27 protein-coding genes are annotated in these 26,184 nt (G+C 50.6%); all 27 read right to left on the bottom strand.

Annotated features, from left to right (window positions below):
• Positions 1-19: 19 nt before the first annotated feature.
• The 27 genes from hslU to fapR all read right to left on the bottom strand — a co-directional run bounded on the left by hslU (position 20) and on the right by fapR (position 26,147).
• Positions 20-1,417, bottom strand: coding sequence for an HslU--HslV peptidase ATPase subunit (gene hslU / locus DP119_RS05240; RefSeq protein ID WP_112231476.1), 1,398 nt, complete (start codon positions 1,415-1,417; stop codon positions 20-22).
• Positions 1,414-1,962 carry an ATP-dependent protease subunit HslV gene (gene hslV / locus DP119_RS05235; protein ID WP_058380455.1) on the bottom strand — a complete coding sequence of 183 codons (549 nt, stop codon included), beginning with the start codon at positions 1,960-1,962 and terminating at the stop codon, positions 1,414-1,416. The genes hslU and hslV overlap by 4 nt, the downstream gene beginning before the upstream one ends.
• A gap of 15 nt (positions 1,963-1,977) precedes the next feature.
• Positions 1,978-2,871, bottom strand: a complete 894-nt coding sequence (gene xerC / locus DP119_RS05230) for a tyrosine recombinase XerC (protein ID WP_112231474.1) — start codon at positions 2,869-2,871, stop codon at positions 1,978-1,980.
• Between the two features lie 69 nt (positions 2,872-2,940).
• Complete coding sequence (gene trmFO / locus DP119_RS05225; RefSeq protein ID WP_205853836.1) at positions 2,941-4,251, bottom strand: FADH(2)-oxidizing methylenetetrahydrofolate--tRNA-(uracil(54)-C(5))-methyltransferase TrmFO; 1,311 nt, start codon at positions 4,249-4,251, stop codon at positions 2,941-2,943.
• Between the two features lie 19 nt (positions 4,252-4,270).
• Positions 4,271-6,340 (bottom strand): type I DNA topoisomerase, encoded by a 2,070-nt coding sequence (topA, locus tag DP119_RS05220; protein ID WP_112231470.1) that lies wholly within the window; start codon positions 6,338-6,340, stop codon positions 4,271-4,273.
• A 109-nt stretch (positions 6,341-6,449) separates the two neighbouring features.
• A complete protein-coding gene (dprA, locus tag DP119_RS05215) occupies positions 6,450-7,337 on the bottom strand; it encodes a DNA-processing protein DprA (protein WP_112231468.1) in 888 nt (295 codons plus the stop codon).
• An 83-nt stretch (positions 7,338-7,420) separates the two neighbouring features.
• On the bottom strand, positions 7,421-8,164 hold the full coding sequence (locus DP119_RS05210; protein WP_112231466.1) for a hypothetical protein: 744 nt from the start codon (positions 8,162-8,164) through the stop codon (positions 7,421-7,423).
• A 154-nt stretch (positions 8,165-8,318) separates the two neighbouring features.
• Complete coding sequence (gene sucD, locus DP119_RS05205) at positions 8,319-9,221, bottom strand: succinate--CoA ligase subunit alpha (protein WP_068869399.1); 903 nt, start codon at positions 9,219-9,221, stop codon at positions 8,319-8,321.
• Between the two features lie 18 nt (positions 9,222-9,239).
• Positions 9,240-10,400 (bottom strand): ADP-forming succinate--CoA ligase subunit beta, encoded by a 1,161-nt coding sequence (sucC, locus tag DP119_RS05200; protein WP_112231464.1) that lies wholly within the window; start codon positions 10,398-10,400, stop codon positions 9,240-9,242.
• A gap of 121 nt (positions 10,401-10,521) precedes the next feature.
• A complete protein-coding gene (locus tag DP119_RS05195; protein WP_112231462.1) occupies positions 10,522-11,292 on the bottom strand; it encodes a ribonuclease HII in 771 nt (256 codons plus the stop codon).
• Positions 11,293-11,347: 55 nt separating this feature from the next.
• On the bottom strand, positions 11,348-12,223 hold the full coding sequence (ylqF, locus tag DP119_RS05190) for a ribosome biogenesis GTPase YlqF (RefSeq protein WP_112231461.1): 876 nt from the start codon (positions 12,221-12,223) through the stop codon (positions 11,348-11,350).
• An 11-nt stretch (positions 12,224-12,234) separates the two neighbouring features.
• A complete protein-coding gene (gene lepB, locus DP119_RS05185; protein WP_112231459.1) occupies positions 12,235-12,792 on the bottom strand; it encodes a signal peptidase I in 558 nt (185 codons plus the stop codon).
• A gap of 194 nt (positions 12,793-12,986) precedes the next feature.
• Complete coding sequence (rplS, locus tag DP119_RS05180) at positions 12,987-13,331, bottom strand: 50S ribosomal protein L19 (RefSeq protein ID WP_058383570.1); 345 nt, start codon at positions 13,329-13,331, stop codon at positions 12,987-12,989.
• Between the two features lie 135 nt (positions 13,332-13,466).
• Positions 13,467-14,195, bottom strand: a complete 729-nt coding sequence (gene trmD, locus DP119_RS05175; RefSeq protein WP_112231954.1) for a tRNA (guanosine(37)-N1)-methyltransferase TrmD — start codon at positions 14,193-14,195, stop codon at positions 13,467-13,469.
• The gene (gene rimM / locus DP119_RS05170; RefSeq protein WP_112231457.1) at positions 14,195-14,710 is read right to left on the bottom strand and encodes a ribosome maturation factor RimM; all 516 of its coding nucleotides are present in this window, start codon (positions 14,708-14,710) and stop codon (positions 14,195-14,197) included. Before rimM ends, trmD begins: the two co-directional genes overlap by 1 nt.
• Before the next feature lie 60 nt (positions 14,711-14,770).
• Complete coding sequence (locus tag DP119_RS05165) at positions 14,771-15,004, bottom strand: KH domain-containing protein (protein WP_112231455.1); 234 nt, start codon at positions 15,002-15,004, stop codon at positions 14,771-14,773.
• A gap of 12 nt (positions 15,005-15,016) precedes the next feature.
• Complete coding sequence (rpsP, locus tag DP119_RS05160) at positions 15,017-15,289, bottom strand: 30S ribosomal protein S16 (protein WP_112231454.1); 273 nt, start codon at positions 15,287-15,289, stop codon at positions 15,017-15,019.
• Positions 15,290-15,381: 92 nt separating this feature from the next.
• Positions 15,382-16,740 (bottom strand): signal recognition particle protein, encoded by a 1,359-nt coding sequence (gene ffh / locus DP119_RS05155; protein WP_112231452.1) that lies wholly within the window; start codon positions 16,738-16,740, stop codon positions 15,382-15,384.
• 13 nt (positions 16,741-16,753) lie between these two features.
• A complete protein-coding gene (locus DP119_RS05150) occupies positions 16,754-17,077 on the bottom strand; it encodes a putative DNA-binding protein (RefSeq protein ID WP_112231450.1) in 324 nt (107 codons plus the stop codon).
• A gap of 67 nt (positions 17,078-17,144) precedes the next feature.
• On the bottom strand, positions 17,145-18,161 hold the full coding sequence (gene ftsY, locus DP119_RS05145) for a signal recognition particle-docking protein FtsY (protein ID WP_112231448.1): 1,017 nt from the start codon (positions 18,159-18,161) through the stop codon (positions 17,145-17,147).
• Between the two features lie 11 nt (positions 18,162-18,172).
• The gene (smc, locus tag DP119_RS05140) at positions 18,173-21,721 is read right to left on the bottom strand and encodes a chromosome segregation protein SMC (RefSeq protein ID WP_112231446.1); all 3,549 of its coding nucleotides are present in this window, start codon (positions 21,719-21,721) and stop codon (positions 18,173-18,175) included.
• Between the two features lie 2 nt (positions 21,722-21,723).
• Complete coding sequence (gene rnc, locus DP119_RS05135; protein WP_112231444.1) at positions 21,724-22,479, bottom strand: ribonuclease III; 756 nt, start codon at positions 22,477-22,479, stop codon at positions 21,724-21,726.
• A gap of 139 nt (positions 22,480-22,618) precedes the next feature.
• Positions 22,619-22,855, bottom strand: coding sequence for an acyl carrier protein (locus DP119_RS05130; RefSeq protein WP_058383561.1), 237 nt, complete (start codon positions 22,853-22,855; stop codon positions 22,619-22,621).
• A gap of 40 nt (positions 22,856-22,895) precedes the next feature.
• Complete coding sequence (gene fabG / locus DP119_RS05125) at positions 22,896-23,642, bottom strand: 3-oxoacyl-[acyl-carrier-protein] reductase (RefSeq protein ID WP_112231442.1); 747 nt, start codon at positions 23,640-23,642, stop codon at positions 22,896-22,898.
• Entirely contained in the window at positions 23,639-24,577 is a 939-nt protein-coding gene (fabD, locus tag DP119_RS05120) for an ACP S-malonyltransferase (protein WP_112231441.1), read from the bottom strand. Before fabD ends, fabG begins: the two co-directional genes overlap by 4 nt.
• Positions 24,574-25,566 (bottom strand): phosphate acyltransferase PlsX, encoded by a 993-nt coding sequence (plsX, locus tag DP119_RS05115; RefSeq protein WP_112231439.1) that lies wholly within the window; start codon positions 25,564-25,566, stop codon positions 24,574-24,576. The genes fabD and plsX overlap by 4 nt, the downstream gene beginning before the upstream one ends.
• The gene (gene fapR, locus DP119_RS05110) at positions 25,563-26,147 is read right to left on the bottom strand and encodes a transcription factor FapR (RefSeq protein WP_058383557.1); all 585 of its coding nucleotides are present in this window, start codon (positions 26,145-26,147) and stop codon (positions 25,563-25,565) included. Before fapR ends, plsX begins: the two co-directional genes overlap by 4 nt.
• Positions 26,148-26,184 lie beyond the last annotated feature (37 nt).

The raw sequence follows: 26,184 nt of genomic DNA, 5'->3' as shown, positions 1-26,184 counted from the left end.
GAAACCAATACGCCTCGTTCTACAGGATAAATTGTGACAAATCTTTGTTTTTCGCCACATTTTCAAGTTTTTCATTGACGTATTGAGGAGTGATATCGATTTGGGCAGGTGAAATCTCAGATGCTTCAAATGATAGGTCTTCCAATAAGCGTTCCAATATTGTATGAAGTCGGCGAGCGCCGATATTATCCGTCTGTTGATTTACTTCATAAGCAATTTCCGCAAGTCTGACGATTGACGCATCAGTAAAGTGTACCATAACTCCTTCTGTTTCGAGAAGCGCTTTATACTGATTAAGCAAGGAATGTTTCGGTTCGGTCAAAATCTTCACGAAATCACCGACTTCGAGCTTGGTCAATTCGACACGGATCGGGAAGCGGCCCTGCAATTCCGGGATCAAGTCTGACGGCTTCGACATATGGAACGCCCCGGCTGCGACGAACAGCATGTAATCCGTCTTCACGGCCCCGTATTTCGTCGATACAGTCGAGCCTTCGACGATTGGCAAGATGTCGCGCTGGACACCCTCCCTCGAAACATCCGCAGAAGAACTGGAACTTTTGCTGGCGATTTTGTCCATTTCATCGATGAAGATGATGCCTTGCTGCTCGGCGCGGCTAATCGCCTCTGACGAGATTTCCTCACTGTCGACCAATTTTTCCGATTCTTCAGCCGTCAGTACACGCCGGGCGTCTTTCACTTGCATGCGGCGCTTTTTCTTTTTTTTCGGCATCAAGGAAGATAGTGCATCCTGCATGTTCTCACCCATCTGCTCCATACCCGACCCTTGGAAAGCGTCAAACATGGATGCCGTGTTTTCCGTCACTTCCACTGTCACCCATTCGTCTTCCAGCTTGCCCGCTTTCAGGTCAGCGGCAATTTCCCGGCGCTTGACGCGCACTTCCACTTCCGCTTCCGGATCTTCCTCTTCCTGCTCCTGTTTTTGCCCGAAGAACATTTCCAGCGGATTTTGCGCAGTTTGCTTTTTCTTCATCGAAGGCGCCAGCAACTTCACGAGGCGGTCGTTGGCAGCAGATTCTGCCCGTTCCTTCACGGCTTCGTATTTTTCTTCTTTGACGATGCGCACGGATGCTTCCACCAAATCACGCACCATGGACTCCACATCACGGCCGACATATCCGACTTCCGTAAACTTCGTCGCTTCGACTTTGATGAACGGCGCGCCGGTCAGTTTTGCGATGCGGCGCGCGATTTCCGTCTTCCCCACGCCGGTCGGGCCGATCATCAGAATATTCTTCGGGATGACTTCATCCTGCATTTCTTCATCGAGGCGGCTGCGGCGGTAGCGGTTGCGCAGCGCAATCGCGATCGAACGCTTGGCGTCTTTCTGCCCGACGATGAAACGGTCCAAGTGATCGGTGATCTGCCGGGGAGTTAAATCGGTTTGTGTTTTCATTCTGACAACTCCTCCATAATGATTTGATGGTTGGTATAGACGCAAATATCTGCAGCCGTTTCAAGCGCGGATTGGGCAATTTCGCCCGCCGTCAGTTGGTCGCCTGCGTATTTCTTCAATGCCCGGCCGGCCGCAAGCGCGTAATTGCCGCCGGAGCCGATTGCCAGGATCCCGTCGTCCGGCTCGATGACTTCGCCGGTGCCTGAGACAAGCAAAAGTTCATCTTTGTTCATGACGATCAGCATCGCTTCCAGTTGCCGCAGCATTTTATCGCCGCGCCATTGCTTCGCGAGTTCGACAGCAGCGCGCTGGAGGTTGCCGTTGAATTCGGTGAGTTTGCCTTCAAACATTTCAAACAGCGTAAAGGCATCCGCCACGGAACCGGCAAATCCCGTCAGCACTTCATTGTTATAGAGCCTGCGGACCTTTTTTGCAGTATGTTTCATGACGACGGCGTTGCCGAATGTCACTTGCCCATCTCCAGCCATGGCCGATTTGCCTTTATGCTTTACTGCAAAGATTGTGGTTGCATGAAATTCCTGCATGATAAATTCTCCTCTCTATGCCCTTGGATGGGATTTTAAATACGTATTGCGCAAATGGTCTTTCGTCACATGCGTATAGACTTGAGTGGAACTGAGATGCGCATGGCCCAGCAATTCCTGGACAGTGCGCATATCCGCCCCGTTATTCAATAGATGGGTGGCGAATGTATGGCGGATCATATGGGGATAAATCGATGAGTTAAGGGACGCTTTTTTCATGCACTCGTTCAGGATATGGCGGACGCCACGGTCCGTCACACCATCTCCACGGCTATTGACGAACAGCATCTCGTGCTCTTTCGCCTTCATTAACCTTGGACGGGCCGAGTCGATATAAAGTTCCAGCGCGTCATGGGCAAACTGGCCATATGGGATGTAACGCTCTTTCCTGCCCTTGCCGAGCACTTTGACGATATGCATATGGCGGTCCAAATCCTTTATCTTGATCGATACGCATTCACTGACTCGCATGCCGGTCGCATAAAGCAATTCCAGCAAGGCGCGATTGCGGAGCGACAGCGCATCTTCACCGGTGAGTGAAGCGAACAGCTGCTCAAGCTCTTCCTCGTAGAAAAACTGGGGCAGCCGCTCTTCTTTCTTCGGATGGAACAGCGAGCGGAACGCCGCTTCGCTAAGCCCGAATTCGCGGTTGCCGTAGCGGAAAAACGACCGGATAGCAGAGATTTTCCTTGATATGGACGTTCTTGACAATTCGGCTTCATATAGTTTCGTTACATAATTTCGCGCATGAAGGTATTCGACTTCGTGCAGATCGCTCACACCTTCTTGTTCCAGGAACAGAAAAAAACCCTCCAGATCCTGTAGGTACTGGTGGACAGTGTGGGCGGAATAATTCTTTTCCAATTGGATATAGCTCATGAACGATTCGAGCATCTGTTCTTTCGTCATCTGGCATGCCGCCTTTCAGGCAATTAAAAAAGCCTCTAAAGTATACCAATACTTAGAGGCTTTTTTCAATTAAACCGTCACTGAATTCATATAATTTTGAATTGATTCCAATGCACGGTTGGCATGGCGCTCAGCGCGCTCTTGCTTCGACTTGATGCGTTCGCCGAGATCCGGGAACAAGCCGAAATTGATATTCATCGGCTGGAAGTTCTTCGAATCCGCTTCGGTGATATAGCGCGCCATGCTGCCAAGTGCCGTTTCGGCGGGCAATACGACCGGCTCCTCGCCCAGTGCCAGCTTCGCTGCGTTGATGCCAGCCAGCAAGCCGCTGCCCGCAGATTCCACATAGCCTTCGACGCCTGTCATTTGGCCGGCGAAGAAGATATTCGGGTCGGCCTTCAATTGATAGGTCGGTTTCAGGACATTCGGCGAGTTGATGAATGTATTGCGGTGCATGACGCCGTAGCGGACGATTTCGACATTCTCAAGCCCCGGGATCATGCGCAGGATTTCCTTTTGCGCTCCCCATTTCAAATGCGTCTGGAACCCGACGATATTGTATAGCGTGCCCGCTGCATCGTCCTGGCGCAATTGCACGACAGCATAAGGGCGTTTCCCGGTTTTCGGGTCTTCCAACCCGACAGGTTTCATCGGCCCGAATGTCAAGGTCTTATCGCCTCTGGCCGCCATCACTTCGACCGGCATGCAGCCTTCGAAATAAATTTCTTTTTCGAATTCCTTAAGCGGCACGACTTCCGCTTCGACCAAAGCCGTATGGAAGCGGCGGAACTCTTCTTCTGTCATCGGACAGTTCAGATAAGCGGCTTCGCCTTTGTCGTAGCGCGATTTCAGATAGACTTTGTCCATGTCGATACTGTCTTTTTCGACGATCGGCGCTGCCGCGTCATAGAAGTAGAGATACTCTTCACCCGTCAGCTTGCGGATTTTCTCTGCTAGCGCCGGGGAAGTCAATGGGCCGGTTGCGATGATGGTGATGCCTTCCGGAATTTCCGTCACTTCTTCATTGATCACTTCAACGAGCGGGTGGTTGCGGACATTTTCCGTCACAGTTCCCGCAAATTCATGGCGGTCGACTGCAAGTGCGCCGCCAGCCGGCACCGATGCTTTATCGGCTGCGTCGATGATGACCGAATCCAGTTTGCGCATTTCCTCTTTGATGACGCCGACCGCATTGGTCAATGAATTGGCGCGCAGCGAGTTGCTGCAGACCAATTCCGCAAATTTATCCGTATGGTGTGCCGGCGTTTGTTTGACAGGGCGCATTTCATAAAGCCTGACATTGACGCCGCGTTTGGCGATTTGCCATGCCGCTTCGCTTCCTGCAAGGCCGGCACCGATTACATTTACAATTTTCGTCATGATAAAACACCTCTATTAATTATTGGACTTCTTCTTTGTAGTCGCAGGCTGTGCAATTGATCTGCACGCCTTTTTTCACTTTCTTTTCGACCATCAAGCTGCTGCATTTCGGGCAAGGGCGTTCGATCGGCTTGTCCCAAGAAACGAATTCACATTCCGGATAGCGTTCACAGCCATAGAATATGCGGCGCTTCTTGCTTTTCCTTTCGACGATCTCGCCTTCTTTACAAGTCGGGCATTTGACGCCGATATGCTTGACGATCGCTTTTGTGTTGCGGCATTCCGGGAAGTTGCTGCAGGCCATGAACTTACCGTAGCGCCCAAGCTTGAAAACCATCGGCGAACCGCATTCCTCGCAATCTTCTCCAGCCGGCTCATCTTTGATCTGGACTTTCTCCATTTCATTCTCCGCCACTTCAAGGTCTTTCGCGAACTCTTTATAGAAGGCATCGATGATTGCGCGCCAGTCGACTTCACTTTCTTCGATGCTGTCCAGATCATTTTCCATTTTCGCCGTGAACTCGATGTTCAAAATATCCGGAAAGAAATCACGCACCAATTGATGCACGATTTCCCCAAGTTCGGTCGGGATGAAGCGCTTCGCGTCGAGTGCAACATAGCCGCGTTTTTGTATGGTATCCAAAGTCGGTGCATAGGTCGACGGGCGGCCTATGCCGAGCTCTTCCAATGTGCGTACCAGGCGCGCTTCCGTATAGCGTGGAGGCGGCTGTGTGAAATGCTGGTTCGGCGTAATCTCCGTCGCCTTGACTTTGTCGCCTTCCTTCATTTCCGGGAGGATATTGTCTTTTTCCTCTTTCTTGTCGTCGGTCCCTTCAATATAAAGCTTCATGAATCCAGGAAACTTCACTTGGGAACCGTTGGCACGGAAAATCGCTTCGCCGTTCTGCAGCTCTGCCATTACCGTGTCCAGCACAGCCGGCGACATCTGGCTCGCCACAAAGCGGTCCCAGATCAATTTGTACAAACGGTAAAGGTCGCGCGACAATATGCTCTTCAGCGATTCCGGCGTGCGGTGGACGCTGGTCGGGCGGACAGCTTCGTGTGCATCCTGTGATTTTTGGGATTGCTTGGCTGCAGGCTTTTGCGTTACATATTCTTCGCCGTATTTATCGAGGATAAAACCGATGGTGTCTTGCTTGGCCGATTCGGAAATCCGCGTCGAATCCGTACGCATATACGTGATCAAACCAGTCACGCCTTCTTTTCCGACCGAAATCCCTTCATAGAGCTGCTGGGCAAGCATCATCGTCTTCTTGGCACGGAAATTCAGCTTGCGTGCTGCTTCCTGCTGGAGTGAGGATGTGGTGAAAGAAGGAGAAGGATTGCGTTTGCGTTCTTTTTTCACAACGCTCTTGACGAGAAAATCCTTGCCTTTTATCGTAGCCAAGACGGCTTTGACATCTTCTTCATTGGAAAGCTTCTGTTTCTTTTCCGGGGTCCCGTAAAACTGTGCCTCGAATGTTTTTTTCGCTTTTTCGAACTCTCCGGTAATCGACCAATACTCTTCAGGCTCGAAATTCTTGATTTCGTTCTCGCGGTCGATGATGAGGCCTAGTGCAACCGATTGAACGCGGCCGGCCGACAAGCCTTTTTTCACTTTTTTCCACAGGATCGGGCTGATGCTATAACCGACAAGGCGGTCTAGGATGCGGCGTGCCTGCTGGGCATCAACCAAATCCATGTCCAATTTACGCGGATGCTTGAACGCATCTTTTACTGCGTCTTTCGTAATTTCGTTGAATACGACGCGACAATCCGAATCGACATCCACTCCGAGCGCATGCGCCAAATGCCAGGCAATCGCTTCACCTTCTCTGTCGGGGTCAGCCGCGAGAAAGACTTTTTTCGCTTTTTTCGCTTCTTTTTTCAGATCCTGCAGAATCGGGCCTTTTCCGCGAATCGTGATATAGCGGGGCTCGTAATTGTTTTCGACATCTACTCCCATCTGGCTGCGCGGCAAATCGCGCAAATGGCCGAGAGAGGCTTTCACTTTATACTTTTTTCCCAAATACCGTTCAATTGTCTTCGCCTTTGCGGGCGATTCGACAATCACCAAATAATCCGCCATCTATACTCCTCCTCATAGAGGTCTCTTCAAATTGTGTAAAGAATCACCTGATGCAAAATGTATAACAGTTTTTGGCTGATTGCAAGGCTTTTCGTCGAACCGCCAGTTTTCAGCTTCTCAATTGGCGGTATTCTTCCAGCACTTGAGCCCCGTCCCAAACAGGTTTTGCCCCTTCTGAAATTAATTTATGCGGGCCGGCGGAAAGCGGGGAGAAGATGTTCCCAGGAACGGCGAAGATATCTTTTCCGTGCTCCAATGCGTGTTCAATGGTACTCCACGTTCCGCTTTTCACTTCTGCCTGCGTGACGATGACCCCTTTCGATAATCCACTGATGATACGGTTTCGCATCGGAAAATTCCATTTCCTAGGGGGCATATACGGCGGGTACTCAGTGACCAGCAATTGAGTTTCTTCTATTATAATGGACAGTGCATCGTTGATTTTTGGGTAGCGATGCAAAAAGCCGCTCCCGATGACGGCAATGGTTTTCCCGCCGGAATCGATGGCGCATCGGTGTGCCATTGCATCAGCGCCTTCAGCCAATCCGCTGACAATGACAAATCCTTCTGCCAACAAGGGCGGAAGCAATTGCTGGATAGCCGAGTGTGAATAGCTTTGCGCCTTTCTTGAACCGATGACCGCTATTTTTTCAGGTGCATCCAGCAAAGCGAAATCGCCTTTCATATATAGAACGGCGGGCGGGTCGATCAACTCATGCAAGGAAGATGGGTAAAGGGGATCGCGGTAAGTGAGGGGGAAGATCTCTTGTTGTGCGTAGATTTCCAGGAATGGGGTGTTTGCATAGTTGAGGTACGAGCGCTTCAAGGCGTTCGCTTTCTCTAAAGGGATTTGCATCGTTTCCGCAAGCTCCCCGGGGCTTCGAAACCGCAAGTATTCAAGTTCGGGATCTTCCTTCAGCAGCGGGGCCAAGCGGTTCAAGGGTTTTGGGTATACGTAATGCAGGGCGAGCAGGCGTTGAGTGAATTCATCGTTCATGACATTCCTCCTCCATAAAAGGTCAGCGCAAAAGAGCTGCGCCTACACTTATCATAGAGCTTCAGGCACAATCCGTAAATATGTTAAAAACGGATTTGCCCTTTATTGCGATGTGTATAGCGCTTATTATAATGCTCGCGAAACTGCTCGACTGCCTTTAACTCCGCTTCCCCCTCCGCTTCCTTTTCGAATGCCTGGAAAATGATTCGCGAGAAATTTCCCCGGCGCTCTCCGCGCAGTTCATCGTCTGCCATCATTTCACGGAATACCCCGGCTTCGATTTCCTTCAATGCACCGGCAAAATACGAACTATGGTGAATCAATTCAAGGACGCTGTCAGGCGCATCAACCTTCAATTCCTCATGGCAAATAAACCACACCGCAAATTGCTTCTCAAGCAGCCTGGCTTCCCGCAGCAGCGGATTCGATTGTTCAAGCATATCTTTTAATATGCCGTTCGAAAAATCAAGATACCAAAATAGGAATTGGAGCAGTTCCTGCCGGTTATTTTTAGCGGGTTCAGCCAATTCTTGCAGATGCCCCAACGCCCCATGGCGGTCTAGGCCCCCATATTCATCTCCGAGGCTCTGCCGATAGATCTTGTCCACCAGCTTTCCCCTGTCTACCGCTGAAAGCGGGTCTTTCCCCAATACTTCCAAATGGTAAAAACCCATTACCTCCGGCAGAAATGGCGTGATGAATTCATCCATAATCACCTGTTCTTTTCTCTCCTGCTTTTTAGATTTCGTCCTGCTGTTCGCCATCTTCATTCCGGAGACCGCCGCTATGGTCCCTGCCGCTATCCCCAAAACCCATTCTGTTTCCATTCCATGTCCTCCTACAAACGCTTGATGCTGATAACCCCATTATAGATGAGGAATGGCCATTACCGCTGTATATCCGCTTGAATTGTTTTCTTTTATGTCCAGAAAGCAGAAAAATCCCCGAGGCATCTAGAAAGATGCTCCGGGGATCCGTTGATTAATGCGTTTTGCAAGCGTCGTATAGGCCTTTTTCCTTGATCACTTTGATCAAAGTCTCGCCGATTACGGATGGTGTGTCTGCAACTTCGATTCCAGCAGCGTTCATTGCTTTGATCTTGTCTGCAGCTGTCCCTTTACCTCCGGAAATGATCGCACCGGCATGGCCCATGCGTTTTCCTTCAGGGGCAGTCTGGCCGCCGATAAAGCCGACAACAGGTTTCGTCATGTTCTCTTTTACCCATTGTGCAGCTTCCTCTTCTGCAGTACCGCCGATTTCACCGATCATGACCACTGCATACGTATCTTCATCTTCGTTGAAAGCTTTCAATACATCGATAAAGTTTGTGCCGTTGACCGGGTCTCCGCCGATTCCGACAGCAGTCGATTGGCCGATGCCTTCTTCAGACAATTGGTGAGTCGCTTCATACGTCAAAGTACCGGAGCGTGACACAACACCGACATGTCCTTTTTTATGGATGTATCCAGGCATGATGCCAATCTTGCATTCGTCCGGAGTGATGACACCCGGGCAGTTCGGTCCGACAAGACGTGTTTTCTTGCCTTCCATGTAACGCTTCACTTTGACCATATCGAGTACCGGAATATGCTCAGTGATGCAGATTGCCATATCCAACTCAGCTTCTGTTGCTTCAAGAATTGCGTCAGCAGCAAAAGGAGCCGGCACATAAATTACAGATACATTGGCACCTGTCGCTTCTACGGCATCTTGAACTGTATTGAATACAGGTACGCCTTCAACTTCAGTTCCGCCTTTGCCTGGTGTTACACCCGCAACGATTTTCGTTCCGTATTCAAGCATTTGCTTTGTATGGAAAAGGGCAGTTGACCCTGTAATTCCCTGTACAAGCACTTTTGTGTCTTTATTAATGTATACGCTCATTTTTGTCCCTGCCCTTCTTTAGCCTACAAGTTCTACGATCTTTTTCGCGCCGTCTGCCATAGTTCCGGCAGCCACGATGTTAAGACCTGATTCGTTCAGCAGTTTTTTACCGATTTCCACGTTTGTGCCTTCAAGACGGACGACTAATGGCACTTCCAGGCTTACTTCTTTAGCAGCTTGGATTACGCCTTCCGCAATGATGTCACACTTCATGATTCCGCCGAAAATGTTAACGAAGATCCCTTTGACGTTCTTATCGGAAAGAATGATCTTGAATGCTTCCGTTACTTTCTCTGCAGTGGCACCGCCCCCAACGTCAAGGAAGTTAGCGGGTGAGCCGCCGTAGTAGTTGATGGTATCCATTGTTGCCATAGCAAGGCCGGCACCGTTAACCATACAGCCGATGTTTCCATCCAAAGAAATGTAGCTCAAGTCATACTTGGAAGCTTCGATTTCTTTAGCGTCTTCTTCATCGTAATCGCGCATTTCCATGATGTCCTGGTGACGGTATAATGCGTTTGCATCGAAGTTGAACTTCGCATCCAAAGCCACTACCTGCCCGTCGCCTGTAACGACCAATGGGTTGATCTCGACGATTGCTGCATCTTTCTCAAGATATGCCTGGTAAAGGCCAAGCATCAATTTGGCTGCTTTGTTGACAAGCTTAGCCGGAATGTTCATGTTGAATGCCATACGGCGGGCTTGGAAGCCAGTCAAACCGACAACCGGATCGATTTCTTCGTAGAAGATACGGTCTGGGGTGTTTGCTGCAACTTCCTCGATGTCCATACCGCCTTCTTCTGAGCCCATCAATGTGACGCGTGAAGTTTCACGGTCAAGGACCAGACCAAGGTAGTATTCCTTCTCGATATTGCTGCCCGCTTCGATGTAGAGGCGTTTGACTTCTTTGCCTTCTGGGCCTGTCTGATGCGTTACGAGGACCTTGCCAAGCAATTCCTTCGCGTATTCACGCACTTCGTCCAAGTTTTTCGCGAGCTTGACGCCGCCTGCCTTGCCTCGTCCACCTGCGTGGATTTGGGCTTTAACAACGACAACATCCGAACCAAGTTCTTTCGCTGCTTTAACTGCTTCTTCAGGTGAAAAAGCAACATGGCCTTCTGGAACTGCTACGCCATATTGTTTCAGGACCTGTTTTCCCTGATATTCATGGATATTCATCTGTCATCCTCCAATCAAACATCTGTCTCTTAATTTTATTACCTCTACCATTGTATTAAAGTTGCCACAGAATGTCCACAGCTTACAGCCACTCTGCATAAAACTTCGAATTTTCCGTCTCTTACGGTCTTTCAGCCATCGATTTTACTGGCTCAAAGGTTTTTCGGTGGATTGGGCAAGGGCCATGTGCATCAAGTGCAGCCAGATGGTCTTTCGTGCCGTATCCTGCATGCTTCGAAAAGCCGTATTGAGGGTACGCCGCAGCGTATTCATCCATCAGATCATCCCGTCCGGTCTTCGCAAGGATCGATGCGGCGGCGATGCATAAACTTTTTGCATCCCCCTTGATGATCGCTTCAGAAGGCATCTGGAGCGATAGGGACATGGCGTCGGCCAATACGACGCTAGGCGCAATGTCCAAGCCATTCGCTGCCGCTTCCATCGATTGTTTTGTCGCCTGGTAAATATTCAGCCGGTCGATAGCTTCAGGCGGCTGGATGTGGACTGACCAGCTGATTGCCTGTTCCTTGATGAGCTGCGCCAATTCATTGCGCTTGGCTTTCCCTATTTTCTTTGAATCGTCCAACCCGATGAATGCGCTGCAATCCTCCGGCAAAATGACAGCGGCCGTCACAACAGGGCCGGCCAGCGGGCCGCGACCTGCCTCGTCGATGCCCGCAACCAGTGAGTCAGCCGTTTCCTTGAACTGCTGATCGAAAGCCTGTTTTTCTTCCAAGTGCTTCAGCAATGCATGCTTCTTGTCGATACGGCGCTGCCAGGATACGAGCAATTGCTGGACGCTTTTGCGCGAATCGCTTTTCAGTTCCTTCATCCAGGGCTCGTAACTTTCTGACTGCAATAATCTTTCCTTGATCGATGCTGTCGTCTCCATTTTGCCACTTCCTTTTCACAAAGAAATAGCGGGCCCTGTTTGAGGACCCGCTGTGTTATGCCAATTCATCTTGCTCTGCAATCATTTCATCCCGGTAATCGAAGGTGATGCGCCCGAGATGCTGGTTACGGATATCGCGGATGATGATCTCGGCCGTCATTTCATAGTCGACTTCGCCGTCAGGGCCGATCATATAGCGTTTTTTGCCGATATGGTCGAAAGTCTTCACCAAATCTTCGTCAATATGGTCAATGCCGTAACGGTCCATTAAACGGTCTGGATAGCGTTTTTCCAAAAACTTCAGCGCATAGATCGCCAGTTCCTGCATTTGGATGACCGAATCTCTGATCGCTCCTGTCACTGCAAGCTTCTGGCCGGTTTCCTGATCCTCGAACTTTGGCCAGAGAATCCCCGGCGTATCGAGCAATTCGATTTCCTTGCCGACTTTGATCCATTGCTGGGCTTTCGTCACCCCCGGCATATTGCCTGTTTTCGCCAGGCTTTTCTTGGCTAAGCGGTTGATCAAGGTCGATTTCCCGACGTTCGGGATTCCGACGATCATGGCCCGTATGGCGCGCGGCTTGATGCCTTTCGCTTCCATGCGGTCCCATTTTTCTTTCAGGATCTCTTTCGAAGCTTTCGTGACCGCCTGAAGCCCTTTTCCTTCCAGGGAGTTGATCGCCACGGCACGTGTGCCTTCCCTTTCGAAATGCTCGATCCATTTTTTTGTTTCCCGTTCGTCTGCCATATCCATTTTATTGAGGATGATGAGGCGGGGCTTTTGCTGGATGACTTGATCGATCATCGGGTTGCGCGATGACAGCGGCAAGCGGGCATCCACCAATTCAAAAATGATATCCACCAACTTCAGTTTTTCTGTTACTTCCCGGCGCGCTTTTGCCATATGTCCGGGAAACCATTGAATCGTCATGCTACCACTCCTTAGTTTACGATGCCGGCTTCATCCACCGGCCAAAAAACGAAATTCGTATTGCCGATCACTTCATCGATCGGCACCAGCCCGATATGGCGGCTGTCTTTGCTCGCCCTGCGGTTATCCCCCATGACGAATACATAGCCGTCCGGGATGGTGGAATAGCTGGTGATATCCTCAAGCACGAAATCTTCTGTCAAGGTGCCGGTAATGCCTGTCTTGTACTGGTCAAGATAAGGTTCTTCCACTGCTTCCCCATTTATAAAGAGCTGGTCTTCCTCATAGGCAACATGGTCGCCCGGTAATCCGATGACCCGCTTGATATAGTCTTTTTGTTCCGGCGCATGAAAGACGATGATGTCGAATCGATCCGGTTCGCCGATATTATAGCCGATTTTGTTGACGATCATCCGGTCGCCGTGTTCAAGGGTCGGCATCATAGATTCCCCGTCCACCACAATGGGGGTGAATAGGAAAAACCGGATAATTGCCGCAAGGCCGAACGCAATCAATAGAGCTTTAGACCATTCCCACACTTCATTCTTCTTTTTCCCTTCAGCTTCCATGCGTGTTCCTCCCCGCGCTTAATGCTTTAATTGTACAGCGAAATAAGGTGTTTAGCAAAGAAAAGAAAAGCAATCCACCTGCATGCGCCATGCTTTTTGCGCCATGAAATGCATATGAAAAGGCCCAGGCGATCAGCCCGGGCCTTTAGGATGCAAAAGAAGAAGGCGTTAAGCCTTCTCCTAGATTTGCGATATTAACGGATTTCTTTGATGCGAGCTGCTTTACCGCGTAGGTTGCGCAAGTAGTACAATTTCGCACGACGTACTTTACCACGGCGAGTAACTTCAAGCTGAGCAATTTTCGGCGTGTGTACAGGGAATGTACGTTCAACACCTACACCGTACGAGATTTTACGGACAGTGAATGATTCACTGATTCCGCCTCCGCGACGGCTGATGACGACTCCTTCGTATACCTGGATACGTTCGCGGGTTCCCTCGACGACTTTCACGTGGACGCGAACAGTATCTCCTGGACGGAAATCTGGAAGATCCGCACGAAGTTGTTCTTTAGTGATTTCAGCAATGATGTTTTGCATGTTTTTTCTCTCCTTCTACAGATGCTCTTGCAATCCGTAATCTTTGCAGCGGAACACCGTGATTCGTGTACTTTACATAAAAGTACATTCTCCATACTATCATTTCGCGCGCCCGCCTGCAAGAGCTATCCGGATTTATTTTTCGGCTTTTAAGCGAGCCAGGATCTTTTCCTGCTTATCGCTAAGTTCGACATGGTCAAGAAGGTCAGGCCGGCGTTCAAGCGTACGCTTCAGCCCTTGCTCCTCGCGCCAGTCTTCAATTTTGGCATGGTTCCCCGAAGTCAGTACGTCCGGGACTGCCATGTCTCTGAAGTTCGCTGGCCGCGTGTAATGGGGGTGCTCCAGGAGCCCCGTCGAAAAGGAATCACGGACGGGCGAATCGCTATTGCCGAGCACGCCCGGGAGCAACCGCACGACGCTGTCGATCACGGTCATGGCCGCAAGCTCACCGCCAGTCAACACGAAGTCGCCGATGGAGATCTCGTCAGTGACCAGATGTTCGCGGATGCGTTCATCGTAGCCCTCGTAATGGCCGCAAATGAACACCAGTTCCTCTTCAAGGGCAAGTTCTTCCGCCTTCTTCTGTGTAAAGCGTTCGCCTTGCGGGCACATCAGGATGACGCGCGGCTTCTTGCCGCCTTTTGTGATGCTTTCGACCGCATTGAAAACGGGTTCAGGCTTCAGCACCATGCCGGCCCCACCCCCGAATGGATAATCATCCACTTGCCGCTTGTTGTCGGCAAACTCGCGGATGTCGACGACGCCTAATGTGACCGCGCCTTTGTCCTGGGCTTTTTTCATGATCGAATGCTGGAATACCCCTTCGAACATGGGCGGGAAAAGAGACAGCACCTGGATGTTCATCATGATAAAAGGCCTTCCAATACATCGATGGTGATTTTCTTCTCATCGATATCGACTTCTTTGACGACGTCTTCGATATAAGGGATGTAATGCTTTTTGCCTTTTGCCGGCGTCACTTCCCACACATCATTGGCGCCAGTCTCCAAAATCTCCGTCACCGTGCCGATTTCGTCGCCTTCAACTGAAAACACTTGGCATCCCAGGATTTCGTGGTGGTAAAAAGCGCCTTCTTCCAAATCGCCCAGATCATGCTCAGCGATCTTCAGATAGCCTTCCTTGAAAGCTTCGACATCATTGATGGTCGGGTAGCCTTCGAACGATAAGAGATTGAAGTTTTTATGGGTACGGTGGCTCGCCACTTTCACCATGATCGGCTTTTTGGCGCCGGCCGTGAACAAGCCGAGCTTATTGCCGATGGCAAACCGTTCTTCCGGGAAATCGGTACGCGACATCACCCGCACTTCACCGCGAATCCCATGGGTATTGACTATTTTTCCTACGTTAAACCATTCCACGCCTAAACACCCTTCCTGTTTTTTTCCTGAAAAAAAGGAAGGAACCGGGGCTCCTTCCTTTCAATCCACAATATCAAGGTACGTTTTCTTCTTATGATAGTTCCCTGCTGCTGAATAGACGACAGAGCGCACAGCTTTCGCTACACGTCCTTGCTTGCCGATCACTTTCCCTGTATCGCTTTGATGCACGGAAAGCTTGTAGACGACTCGGTTAGTGTTTTCGTCTTTTTCAATACGAACTTCTTCCGGATAATCAACTAGCGGCTTGATGATCGTTTCAATCAGCTGCTCCATAAGAACGCTCCCTTACTTGTTTAGTTTTTCGTTATGGAATTTCTCCATTAGGCCGTTCTGAGAGAACAAGTTACGTACAGTGTCAGATGGTTTAGCGCCATCGTGAAGCCATTTCAACGCCAATTCCTCGTCGATTTTAACTTCAGCTGGAATTGTCAGCGGGTTGTAAGTACCTACTGTTTGGATCTGACGGCCGTCACGTGGAGCACGTGAATCAGCGACTACGATACGGTAGAAAGGAGACTTTTTAGCTCCCATACGTTTTAAGCGAATTTTTACTGCCATTTTATAAAGCACCTCCGAATAGTTTCACACAAGATATTATATTAGCAAGCTTTAAAAGGTTTGTAAAGTATTTTTTCTTAACACTCCCAAATTTACTTGAAAAGCGAGTCCAGGCCTGGCATCGACATCTTTTTCTTGCCCTTTTTGCCGGCCATTCCGGACATTTGTTTCATCATTTTCTTCATGTCCTCAAACTGCTTGAGCAATCTGTTGACGTCTTGGATGGACGTCCCGGAACCGCGCGCAATCCGCTTCTTGCGGTTTGCATTGATGATTTCGGGAGTCGTCTTCTCCTGGATCGTCATCGAACGGATGATCGCTTCGACACGGCCCATTTGGCTCTCGTCCACTTTGGCGTTTTCGAGGCCTTTGATTTTATTGGCGCCTGGAAGCATCTTCAAGATCTCATCGAGCGGCCCCATTTGCTTCACTTGGTCCAATTGCTCAAGGAAATCATCGAAAGTGAATGAAGATGTGCGGAACTTCTCTTCCAACTCCTTCGCCTTCGCTTCATCGACGTTCGTTTGCGCTTTTTCGATCAAGGACAGCATATCGCCCATGCCGAGTATGCGGGAAGCCATGCGCTCTGGGTGGAACGGTTCAAGCGCGTCCATCTTCTCGCCTGTACCGATGTACTTGATCGGCTTTTCTGTGACGGTGCGGATCGACAACGCCGCACCGCCGCGCGTATCGCCATCAAGTTTTGTCAGGACAACGCCCGTGATGCCGATTGCCTCATCGAAGCTCTGCGCCACGTTGACCGCATCCTGCCCGGTCATCGCATCGACGACAAGGAAAATCTCATCCGGCTCTTTGATCGACCGGATGTCTTTCAATTCCTGCATCAATTGCTCATCGACATGCAGGCGTCCTGCGGTATCGATGATGACCGTATCGAGATGTTCCGCTTTGGCGTGTTCGATCGCTTCACGGGCGATGTCGACAGGATTCGCTTCCGTTCCTTTGGAGAACACCGGCAAAGACAGTTGCTTGCCGATCGTCTCCAGCTGGTTGATCGCTGCCGGGCGGTAAACATCCGCTGCGACAAGCAATGGCTTGCGGTTATTCTTTTTGCGGAGCACACCTGCAAGCTTCCCGGTCGTCGTCGTCTTACCGGCCCCTTGCAAACCGACCATCATGATGACCGTCGGCTGCCGCGTAGAGAAATCGATCTTGCTTTGTTCGCCGCCCATCAGCTCCGTCAATTCGTCTTTGACGATTTTCACGACTTGCTGGCCTGGCGTCAAACTTTCCATCACTTCAAGGCCGACAGCGCGTTCACTGACTTTCTTGATGAACGACTTGACTACTTTCAAGTTGACGTCCGCTTCAATCAAGGCAAAGCGGACTTCGCGCATCATCTCTTTTACGTCTGCTTCGGACAATTTCCCTTTGCCCTTGATTTTGGTCATCGTCCCTTGCAGGCGTTCAGATAATCCTTCAAATGCCACTATATACCGCCTCCTAGTCCCATTCCTTCAGTTCGTCCAAAAATTTCTGGACATTGTCATCGGTGAATGGCTGTTTTTCAAAAGTCGAGACGAGTTGCTGGCGCCGCTGGAATTTCTCGAACAGCTGCAACTTCTCCTCATATTCTTCAAGCATCGCTTCGGTCCGGCGGATATTGTCATACACCGCTTGGCGGGTGATATCATACTCTTCGGCAATTTCGCCGAGCGAGTGGTCATCCAGATAATACAAGCTCATATAGCTGCGCTGTTTGGGCGTCAGCAGCTCCTGATAGAAATCAAAAAGATAGTTCATTCTTGTCGTTTTTTCCAGTCCCATCAATGACGCTCACCCCATTCATACTCCTGTATACCATACTGAATCCCGAAGCCTCCGTCAAGTAATTTTACTTGTCTGAGCCCAATTCTTCCTGCTCTTCCCGGTCCAAGCCTTCGGCAAATAAACCGTAGACGTATTTCTGCGGGTCGAACGGCTGCAGGTCATCGAGTTTTTCGCCCAGCCCGACGAATTTCACCGGGATATTGAGCTTGTTGCGGATCGCCAGGACAATGCCGCCTTTTGCGGTTCCGTCGAGTTTCGTCAAGACGATGCCTGTCACTTCCGTCACTTCTTTAAAGGTTTGGGCCTGGATCATCGCATTTTGCCCTGTCGTTGCATCGAGCGCGAGCAGCACTTCATGAGGAGCCCCGGGAATTTCACGGGCAATGACACGATGCACTTTCTGCAATTCATTCATCAAATTGACTTTGTTCTGCAGGCGGCCTGCCGTATCACAGATCAAGACGTCGATATTGCGCGATTTCGCGGCGCGCACCGCGTCGTACATGACCGCTGCCGGATCGGATCCTTCGCTTTGCTTAATCGTCTCCACGCCGACACGCTGGCCCCATACATCAAGCTGATCGATCGCTCCGGCGCGGAATGTGTCACCCGCTGCGAGCATGACCGACTTGCCTTCATTTTTCAGGCGCTGTGCCAATTTCCCGATCGTCGTCGTTTTGCCGACGCCATTGACGCCGACCATCAAGATGACAGTTGGGCCGGATTCGGCAAAAGTCAATTCGCTCAATTCCTGATCTCCTGCCTCATAGATTTCGACAAGCTTTTCGGAAATGACCGACTGCACATTGGAAGTGTCTTTGACATTCTGGCGCTGCACTTCAAAACGCAGCTCTTCCATCAAATCCATGACCGTTTCAAAGCCGACGTCCGCCTGCAGCAATACTTCTTCCAATTCCTCGAAAAAGTCCTCATCGACTTTGCGGTAACGCGCAACCAAATCATTGATCTTCGATGTAAAGCCGGTCCGCGTCTTGCTTAATCCTTCGCGGTATTTTTCGGTTGATTGTTCTTCTTCTACATTATTGCTGAATTTATCTTTCAATTTCTTAAAGAAACTCATCGAATCACTCCTTATTTGATGTCTTCCTGCAGTTTCACGGAAACCAGCTTGGAAATGCCGGATTCCTGCATCGTGATGCCATAGAGCACGTCAGCGCCTTCCATCGTGCCCTTGCGATGCGTAATGACGATAAACTGGGTGTCTTCACTGAATTTTTTCAAGTACTGACTGTAACGCACGACATTCGATTCATCAAGTGCCGCTTCGACTTCATCCAGTACGCAAAATGGCACGGGGCGCACTTTCAAGATGGCGAACAGCAATGCGATCGCTGTAAGCGCCCGTTCTCCTCCCGACAGCAAGCTCAAATTCTGCAGCTTCTTGCCTGGTGGCTGCGCAATGATGTCGACACCGGTCATGAGCAAATCTGATGGTTTGGTCAACACCAGATCCGCCGAACCGCCACCGAACAATTCCCGGAAGACCTGGCGGAAATGGCTGCGGATGGCGTGGAATGTTTCATCAAAGCGCAAAGTCATCTCCTCGTCCATTTCTTCGATCAGGCTGCGGAGCGTATCTTTCGCTTCATTCAAATCATCCCGTTGCTCGCTCAAGAAGCGATGGCGTTCCGCCACATGTTCATATTCTTCGATGGCGCCGATATTGACGCTGCCAAGTTCTTCGATCGACTGCTTGAGGAGCTTCACTTGCTTCCTGACAGCGGCTTCCTCTCCTTCAAGCGGATAGCTGCTTGCCGCTTCAAGGTCCAGTTCGTAATGTTCCTCGAGCTGTCCGAGGAGTCCCTGCAATTGCACTTCAAGCCGCGTCGCCTTCACTTCGCAGATACGCACTGCTTCCGTGAAGCCTTTGTGGATGCGGCTTTGTTCACGCAATTGCCGTTCTTCTTCGTCAAGCGCCTGCTGCAGCTTTTCGCGCTCTTTGCGGGAGGCATCGACCGTTGTGTTCGCTGACCGCCGTGCATCGGACCATTTCTTGATCTCCGCCTCGATTTCTTCATCCGAAAAGCTTTTTGAAGCTTCTTCGGATTGGATCCATTCCAGCTCGCGTTCAAGCTCCCCAAGCCTGTTGAGGCTGGCTGTCCGGCGTTCCAATAATTCATCCACTTGAGCAGTCAGCTGCTGGATGCGCTCTTTGCGGACTGCCATGTCTGATTTCAATTCAGCAAGTCTAGCCAGCAATTCACCTCTGGCTGTTTCTTTCTGCTGCTTGAAGCCGGCCAATTCCTCGATTTCTCCGTTCAGGCCCTCCAGCTCGCGTGCGATGGCGTCCATGCGCCCAGCTGCCTCTTCCTTGCGAGAAGCAAGGCCCGAGAGATCCTGCTTGGTCTGCTGTTCTGCACGGAACAGCGCAAAGCGGCTGTCGGTCGTTTTCCACACCGCTTCGATTTCCCGCAGATGAATCGCACTTTCTGCCTCAAGTTCGCGGTAGCGTTCCCCTTCTGTGCGAAGCCGCTCCAATTGCTCTTTTGCGATTTCTGCACGCGATTGCAAGTCACGGACTTTCTGTTCGGCTTCCGCAATGGTGCCTTGAAGTTCAGCTGCCTGTTGCTGCAATTGTTCCAGCTCCGCCTTTCTCGTAAAGAACGAAGCCTGGTTTTTCGTCGCGCCGCCTGTCATGGATCCGCCGGCATTGATGACGTCGCCGTCCAAGGTCACTACGCGGTATCTGTGGCCGATCGCTTTTGCTATCGAGGTCGCGCCTTCAAGATCTTTTGCAACGAGGACATTGCCGAGCAGATTCTGGAAAATCATTGCGTATCGTTTGTCATAACTGACGAGCTGCGAAGCGATATCCACAAATGCAGGATGCGCCGAAACCGATTGCACCACTTGCTGGGAGATCTGCCTCGGCTTCATGACCGTCATCGGCAGGAAGGTGGAACGCCCTGCGCGTTTCGTCCTCAGAAAGCGGATCGCTTCACTGGCACTTTTTTCATCACTCGTGACGATGTGCTGGCTGGCTGCGCCGAATGCCGTCTCGACCGCTTTGGCATAGGGCTTTTGGACATCGGCCAATTCCGCAACGGCACCAATGATGCCTTTGAGTTCCTTGCGCTCCCTTGCCTGCAGGACTTCACGCACTCCATGGAAGAAGCCTGAGTAATCCGCTTCCAGGTCCTGCAGCGTCTCGATGCGTGCAGACAGCTGTTTATGGGATTGGTACGCCTGGAACAACAAGGATTTCTTATGGTCGTAATCCGCAGCCAATTGTTTTGCGCCAGCTTCTTGTTCTTTGAAATGTTGGCGCTTGAGCTCAAGGTCCGCATGGATTTCTTCGTACGCTTTTTCCGCTTGCTCTTTTTCTTTCAGCAGGCGCGACAATTCGTTCTTGAATGACTTTTCTTGTGCGGCGATGCGGCCGCTCGACTCCGTTATTTGCTGTTGCTGGAAATCGATGTTTTTCAGTTCATTTTTCAAGCCTGCCTGTTCGTTCATCAATTCGATATAAAGGGATTTCTTCGCTTCAATTTCATTATCGATATCGGCAGGAGTCAAGTTCAATTGCGCCTCCAGCTGCTGAATCGACTTGCGGATCTGCTGCTGCTCCATTTTTTGCTGCTCAAGCGATGCGCTTTGTTCCGCATGGCGCTTTTCGAGCTTGGCGATTTCCCCGCGTTCGGTCTTGATCGACTCTTCCAATGCCTGCCGCTGCCGGCTTGCATTATGCTTTTTCTCGGACATCAGCAACTTGCGGCCTTCCCATTTTTCGGATTCTGAACTCGCTTCAACAAGGGCTGCTTGTGCCGCGTCGATTTTCTTGTCCAGTACGTGCACTGAACGTTTCGAATCAGCAATCAATTGTTCCGTTCCCGAAATTTCATCCGCCAGCCGCTGTTCTTCCCCTGCGTGCTGCAAGGCTTCTTGCGATAGCTCCGAAAGTTGTACTTTCAAGGCATCCGCATCGTGCGCCAATAAGGCAATATCGGCATCTTTCAACTGGGCGCTCATGTCGAGATAATCACGTGCTGCCGATGCTTGCATCTGCAGCGGCTCCATTCGGCCATCGAGTTCATGCAGGATATCCAGCACCCGGTTCAAGTTCTCGTCTGTTTCATTCAATTTGAACTCGGCTTTCCGTTTACGCTGTTTGTATTTCAATACCCCAGCTGCTTCTTCGAAAATGGAACGCCGCTCGTCCGCTTTGCTATTGAGGATTTCATCTACCCGGCCTTGTGAAATGATGGAAAATGCTTCCTTGCCGAGGCCTGAATCCATGAACATATCGGTGATATCTTTCAAGCGGCATGCCTGTTTGTTCAGTAAATAAGCACTTTCCCCACTGCGAAAAACCCTTCTCGTTACGCTGATTTCGCTGTAATCGAGAGGGGCTTTGCCGTCCGTATTATCCAACACCAATGTGACTTCCGCAAAATTAAGCGCTTTCCTCGAATCGCTCCCGGCAAAAATCACGTCTTCCATTTTTGCCCCGCGCAGCGATTTCGCGGATTGCTCGCCGAGGACCCAACGGATCGCATCGGTTACATTGCTTTTGCCGCTGCCATTCGGCCCGACAACGGCGGTGACGCCTGGGACGAAATCGATGCCGACGCGGTCGGCGAACGATTTAAACCCGATTACTTCCAATCTTTTCAAAAACATGTTCAATCCTCCGCTGTTTCCTGCAATTTAAGGATGGCAAGCTGCGCTGCCTTCTGCTCCGCTTCTTTTTTGGAGCGCCCGTCGCCAAGGCCTAGTTCTTGGTCGCCTAAAGAAACACGCGTCACAAAAATCCGGCTATGTGCAGGACCCTTTTCTTCGATGATTTCATAATTCAAGGTGCCGGTGTTTTTTTGCTGCACCAGCTCCTGCAATTGGCTCTTGTAATCCATCGCATGCGAAAAAGCACCGACTTCCACTTTCGGGAATAACACTACCTCTAAAAAGGCCACGACCTTTTCCAGTCCCTGGTCCAGGTAAAGTGCGCCGACAAATGATTCAAAGACATCCGCGAGAAGTGCCGGGCGCGTTCTGCCCCCTGTCAATTCTTCGCCTTTGCCGAGCAGAATGTATTTGCCGAACCCCAGTTCATTGGCGAATAGGACAAGAGACGGCTCGCAAACGATCGACGCGCGCAGCTTCGTCAGTTCCCCTTCAGCCATTTCGGGATATTTCATATAGAGGAAATGCGACACCGACAATTCCAATACAGCGTCGCCCAGAAATTCCAGGCGCTCGTTGTCGGTGAATTGTCTTCTTCGATGCTCATTCACATAAGATGAATGGGTAAATGCCTGCTGCAGGAGGGCAGGTTGTTCAAACTGGATATCCAGCTCTTTTTGCAATTGCTCAAATGCCTGTTTCGCACTTTCTTTCAGCGCCATTTGTTTGGGGTGTTTCGGTTTTCGTTTCATCGCCATTTTTATCTGCCTTCCTCTATTGTTCTCTTGTTGATTTTACCTGTTTTTCGGGCATTGTGCAAAAAGAGAATTGACGCACAGCCAGGCTGTGCGTCAATCTTTTGTGCTATCAAGCTGGGACGGATCCCGTTTATTCAACTTAAGCTTGTTTTTTTTCGATGTAAGTTACTGCGTCGCCTACTGTTGACATTCCTTCTGCATCTTCATCGGAAATTTCCATGTCGAATTCGTCTTCTAGTTCCATGACCAATTCAACTACATCCAATGAGTCCGCTCCAAGGTCGTTCGTGAAAGACGCTTCAGGTTTCACTTCGCTCTCTTCCACACCAAGACGATCTACGATTACTTTGGTTACTCGCTCCAATACTGTTGACAATGCCGTCACCTCCCCTCAAATCAGTATACATAATTGTGGACTACATGACCATGCCGCCGTCCAGATGCAAGGTCTGCCCCGTAACATAACTTGCTTCGTCCGAAGCCAGGAACAATGCCGCATTCGCCACATCTTCCGGTGCGCCGAAACGGGCTAGCGGAATCTGGGCGAGCATGCTCGATTGCACGTCGTCGCCGAGTTTTTCCGTCATGTCAGTCGTGATGAAACCCGGGGCTACCGCATTTGCTGTAATCCCGCGGCTTGCGAGTTCACGTGCTGTCGTCTTCGTCAAGCCGATAACGCCCGCTTTCGCCGCCACGTAATTGGCTTGTCCTGCATTGCCCATGACACCAACGATCGAGGCGATATTGATGATGCGGCCGGCGCGCTGTTTCATCATTTGGCGTGTCACGGCTTTCGTGCACAGGAAAACGCCTTTCAGATTCGTATTGATGACATCGTCCCATTCGTCTTCTTTCATGCGCATCATCAAATTGTCGCGGGTGATGCCCGCATTATTGACTAGGATATCGATCGAGCCGAATTCCTTCATCGCCGCATCTGCCAGCGATTTCACTGCATCGGCATCCGCTACATCGGCCTTGACGGCGATCGCTTTGCCGCCTGATTGTGCAATCCCGGCTACTACCGCTTCCGCCTTGTCCTGGCTGCCGCTGTAGTTGACGACAATATTTGCGCCTTCCTCAGCAAAACGGCGGGCTATTGCTGCCCCAATGCCGCGCGAAGCTCCTGTAATGATGGCTGTCTTTCCTGTTAATCTGCTCATGTCGTCAGCTCCTCTACCGCTTTTTCAAATGACGCCAGGTCATGGACCGGAATCACTGTCACCGAGCGGTCGATTTTCTTTACCAAGCCGCTCAGCACTTTGCCAGGCCCGACTTCAACAAAGACGCTGACGCCGAGGTCGATCATCTTCCGCACAGATTGCTCCCATAAAACCGGCGAGTACAGCTGATGGATCAGCAGGTCCTGCAATTGGGTCGCGTTTGTTTCCGGCTCCGCTTTGACATTTGTCACGACAGGCACTTTGGCATTGAGCAAGAATGATTCACTCAGCACTTTCGCCAAGTCCTGTGACGCGGAACGCATCAATTCCGAGTGGAATGGGCCGCTGACGTCAAGCGGGATGGCACGTTTTGCGCCGCGCTCTTTTGCCAGTTCACACGCTTTTTCCACTCCCGCTTTCGTTCCGGAAATAACGATTTGCCCAGGGCAGTTCAAGTTGGCCAATTGGACGACACCCGCGCTATTGGTCGCGTCATCCGTCACTTCTTCCAGCTTGTCTGCATCCATCCCCAGAATAGCGGCCATCGCGCCTTCACCTGCAGGCACTGCTTCGTTCATGAATAGCCCGCGCTTATGGACCACTTCCACCGCTTTCGGGAATTCCAGGACGTTCGAAGCGACAAGTGCGCTATATTCACCAAGGCTGTGCCCTGCTGTATAATCCGGGCGCACCCCTGCACGGATCAGCCGTTCCGTGATCATCGAGCTGACAGTCAAGAGCGCCGGCTGCGCGTTATACGTCAAAGTCAATTCTTCCTGCGGGCCTTCAAGCATCAATTTCGACAAGCCCATCCCGAGCACTTGGTCAGCGCTTTCGAAAAATTGGCGGCTCTTGTCATCTTCCAGAAAGCTTTCGCCCATGCCCACAGCCTGTGAGCCTTGCCCAGGATAAATAAATGCGATTTGCTTCCTCATGATGGTTGTTCCTCCTTCAAGGTGCTGTAAATCTTGCCGGCCACGTCATGCTCGACCATTGTCCGCGCTTGGCGGATGGCATTATAGAATGCGGTGCCATTGGATGAACCATGCGCTTTGATGACCGGCGCCTTCAGCCCGAACAATCCGGCACCGCCGTATTCGCTGTAATCCAGCATGCCTTTTAACGCACTCAAATCATTTTTCACGAGCATCGCCGCTATTTTGGTTTTAGTCGAAGCCATAAAGACATCCTTGATCATCGCGAATACGTTCATCGCCGTTCCTTCAATCGTTTTCAAGACCATATTGCCGGTGAAGCCGTCAGTGACGACCACATCGGCGGCACCGTTCAGCAAATCGCGTGATTCCACATTCCCGACGAAGTTGACAGGTGCTTCTTTAAGCAATGGAAATGCCGCTTTCGTCAGTTCATTGCCTTTTTTCTCTTCTGTCCCGATATTCAACAAGCCGACTGTGGGATTTTGGACGCCCCGTACTTTTTCGGCATAAATGCTGCCCATGATGGCGTATTGGACCAAATGCTCAGGTTTGGCATCGGCATTGGCACCGAGGTCAAGCATGAGAAAGCCTTTTCCGTCCAGCGTCGGCAAGGTCGGCGCAAGCGCCGGACGGTCCACGCCGTCGATGCGGCCGACGATGAAGAGTCCTGCAGACATGAGCGCTCCTGTATTGCCTGCGGATACAGCGGCATCCGCATTTCCTTCTTTGACTGCTTCAGCCATGCGCACCATGGAGGCATCTTTTTTGCGCCGCACGGAACGGACTGGATCATCTTCCGCTTCAATCACTTCAGCGCAATGGATAATGGTCAAACGGTCTTGCGGTTTTATGTACTCATCGATCTTTTCCTGTTGTCCATACAGTAAAATCTCTACATCGTTAAACGCTTCGAGTGCTTGTTTGACACCTTCGATGATTTCTTTTGGGGCGTTGTCCCCGCCCATTGCATCAATCGCTATTTTCACGAATTGTCACCTTCACTTTGTTCAGTCATGCGGTACATTTCAAATGTCCCGATAAAAACTACTGCCTGGTCAACCGTCGACACCACTTTGACGAACGCGCGGTGCTTGTGCGGCTGCCTGTCGGTCACTTGCGCTTTCGCGACGACCCGCTGCCCGGCTTTAACCGGCTTCAAGAATTGCAATTCCGATTTCACCGTCAAGGCCAATTCTTCGTTCATCACCGCTACCGCCAAGGAATTCGCCTGTGCAAACAGATGATGCCCCCTGGCAATTCTATTGCGCTGGAAAACGTGTTCCGGTTTGACATCAAAAATCGAGATGGCTTTATTGTCCAGTTCTATATCGATTATTTCACCGATCACTTCATCAATCGGCAAGGATTTCACTTCATCGTCAAAGGTCTTCTCGGCAACATGTTTAATGCGCTCCCGAAGTTCAGGAATCGAAAGCTCCATCCTGTCGAGACGGATGGTCTGGACACTGACACCGAACTCTGCAGATAATTCTTCATCGGTCACGAAGGGATTGTCCTTAATCGAGGATTTCAGCGCAGCTTGCCGCTCTTTTTTAGGTTTTCTCACTATGTCACCGCCCGCTATTAGCACTTGGTACTAATAT

Source organism: Planococcus maitriensis, assembly GCF_003289925.1.
Taxonomy (GTDB): domain Bacteria; phylum Bacillota; class Bacilli; order Bacillales_A; family Planococcaceae; genus Planococcus; species Planococcus maitriensis.
This window is presented reverse-complemented; position numbering and strand designations above follow the sequence as displayed.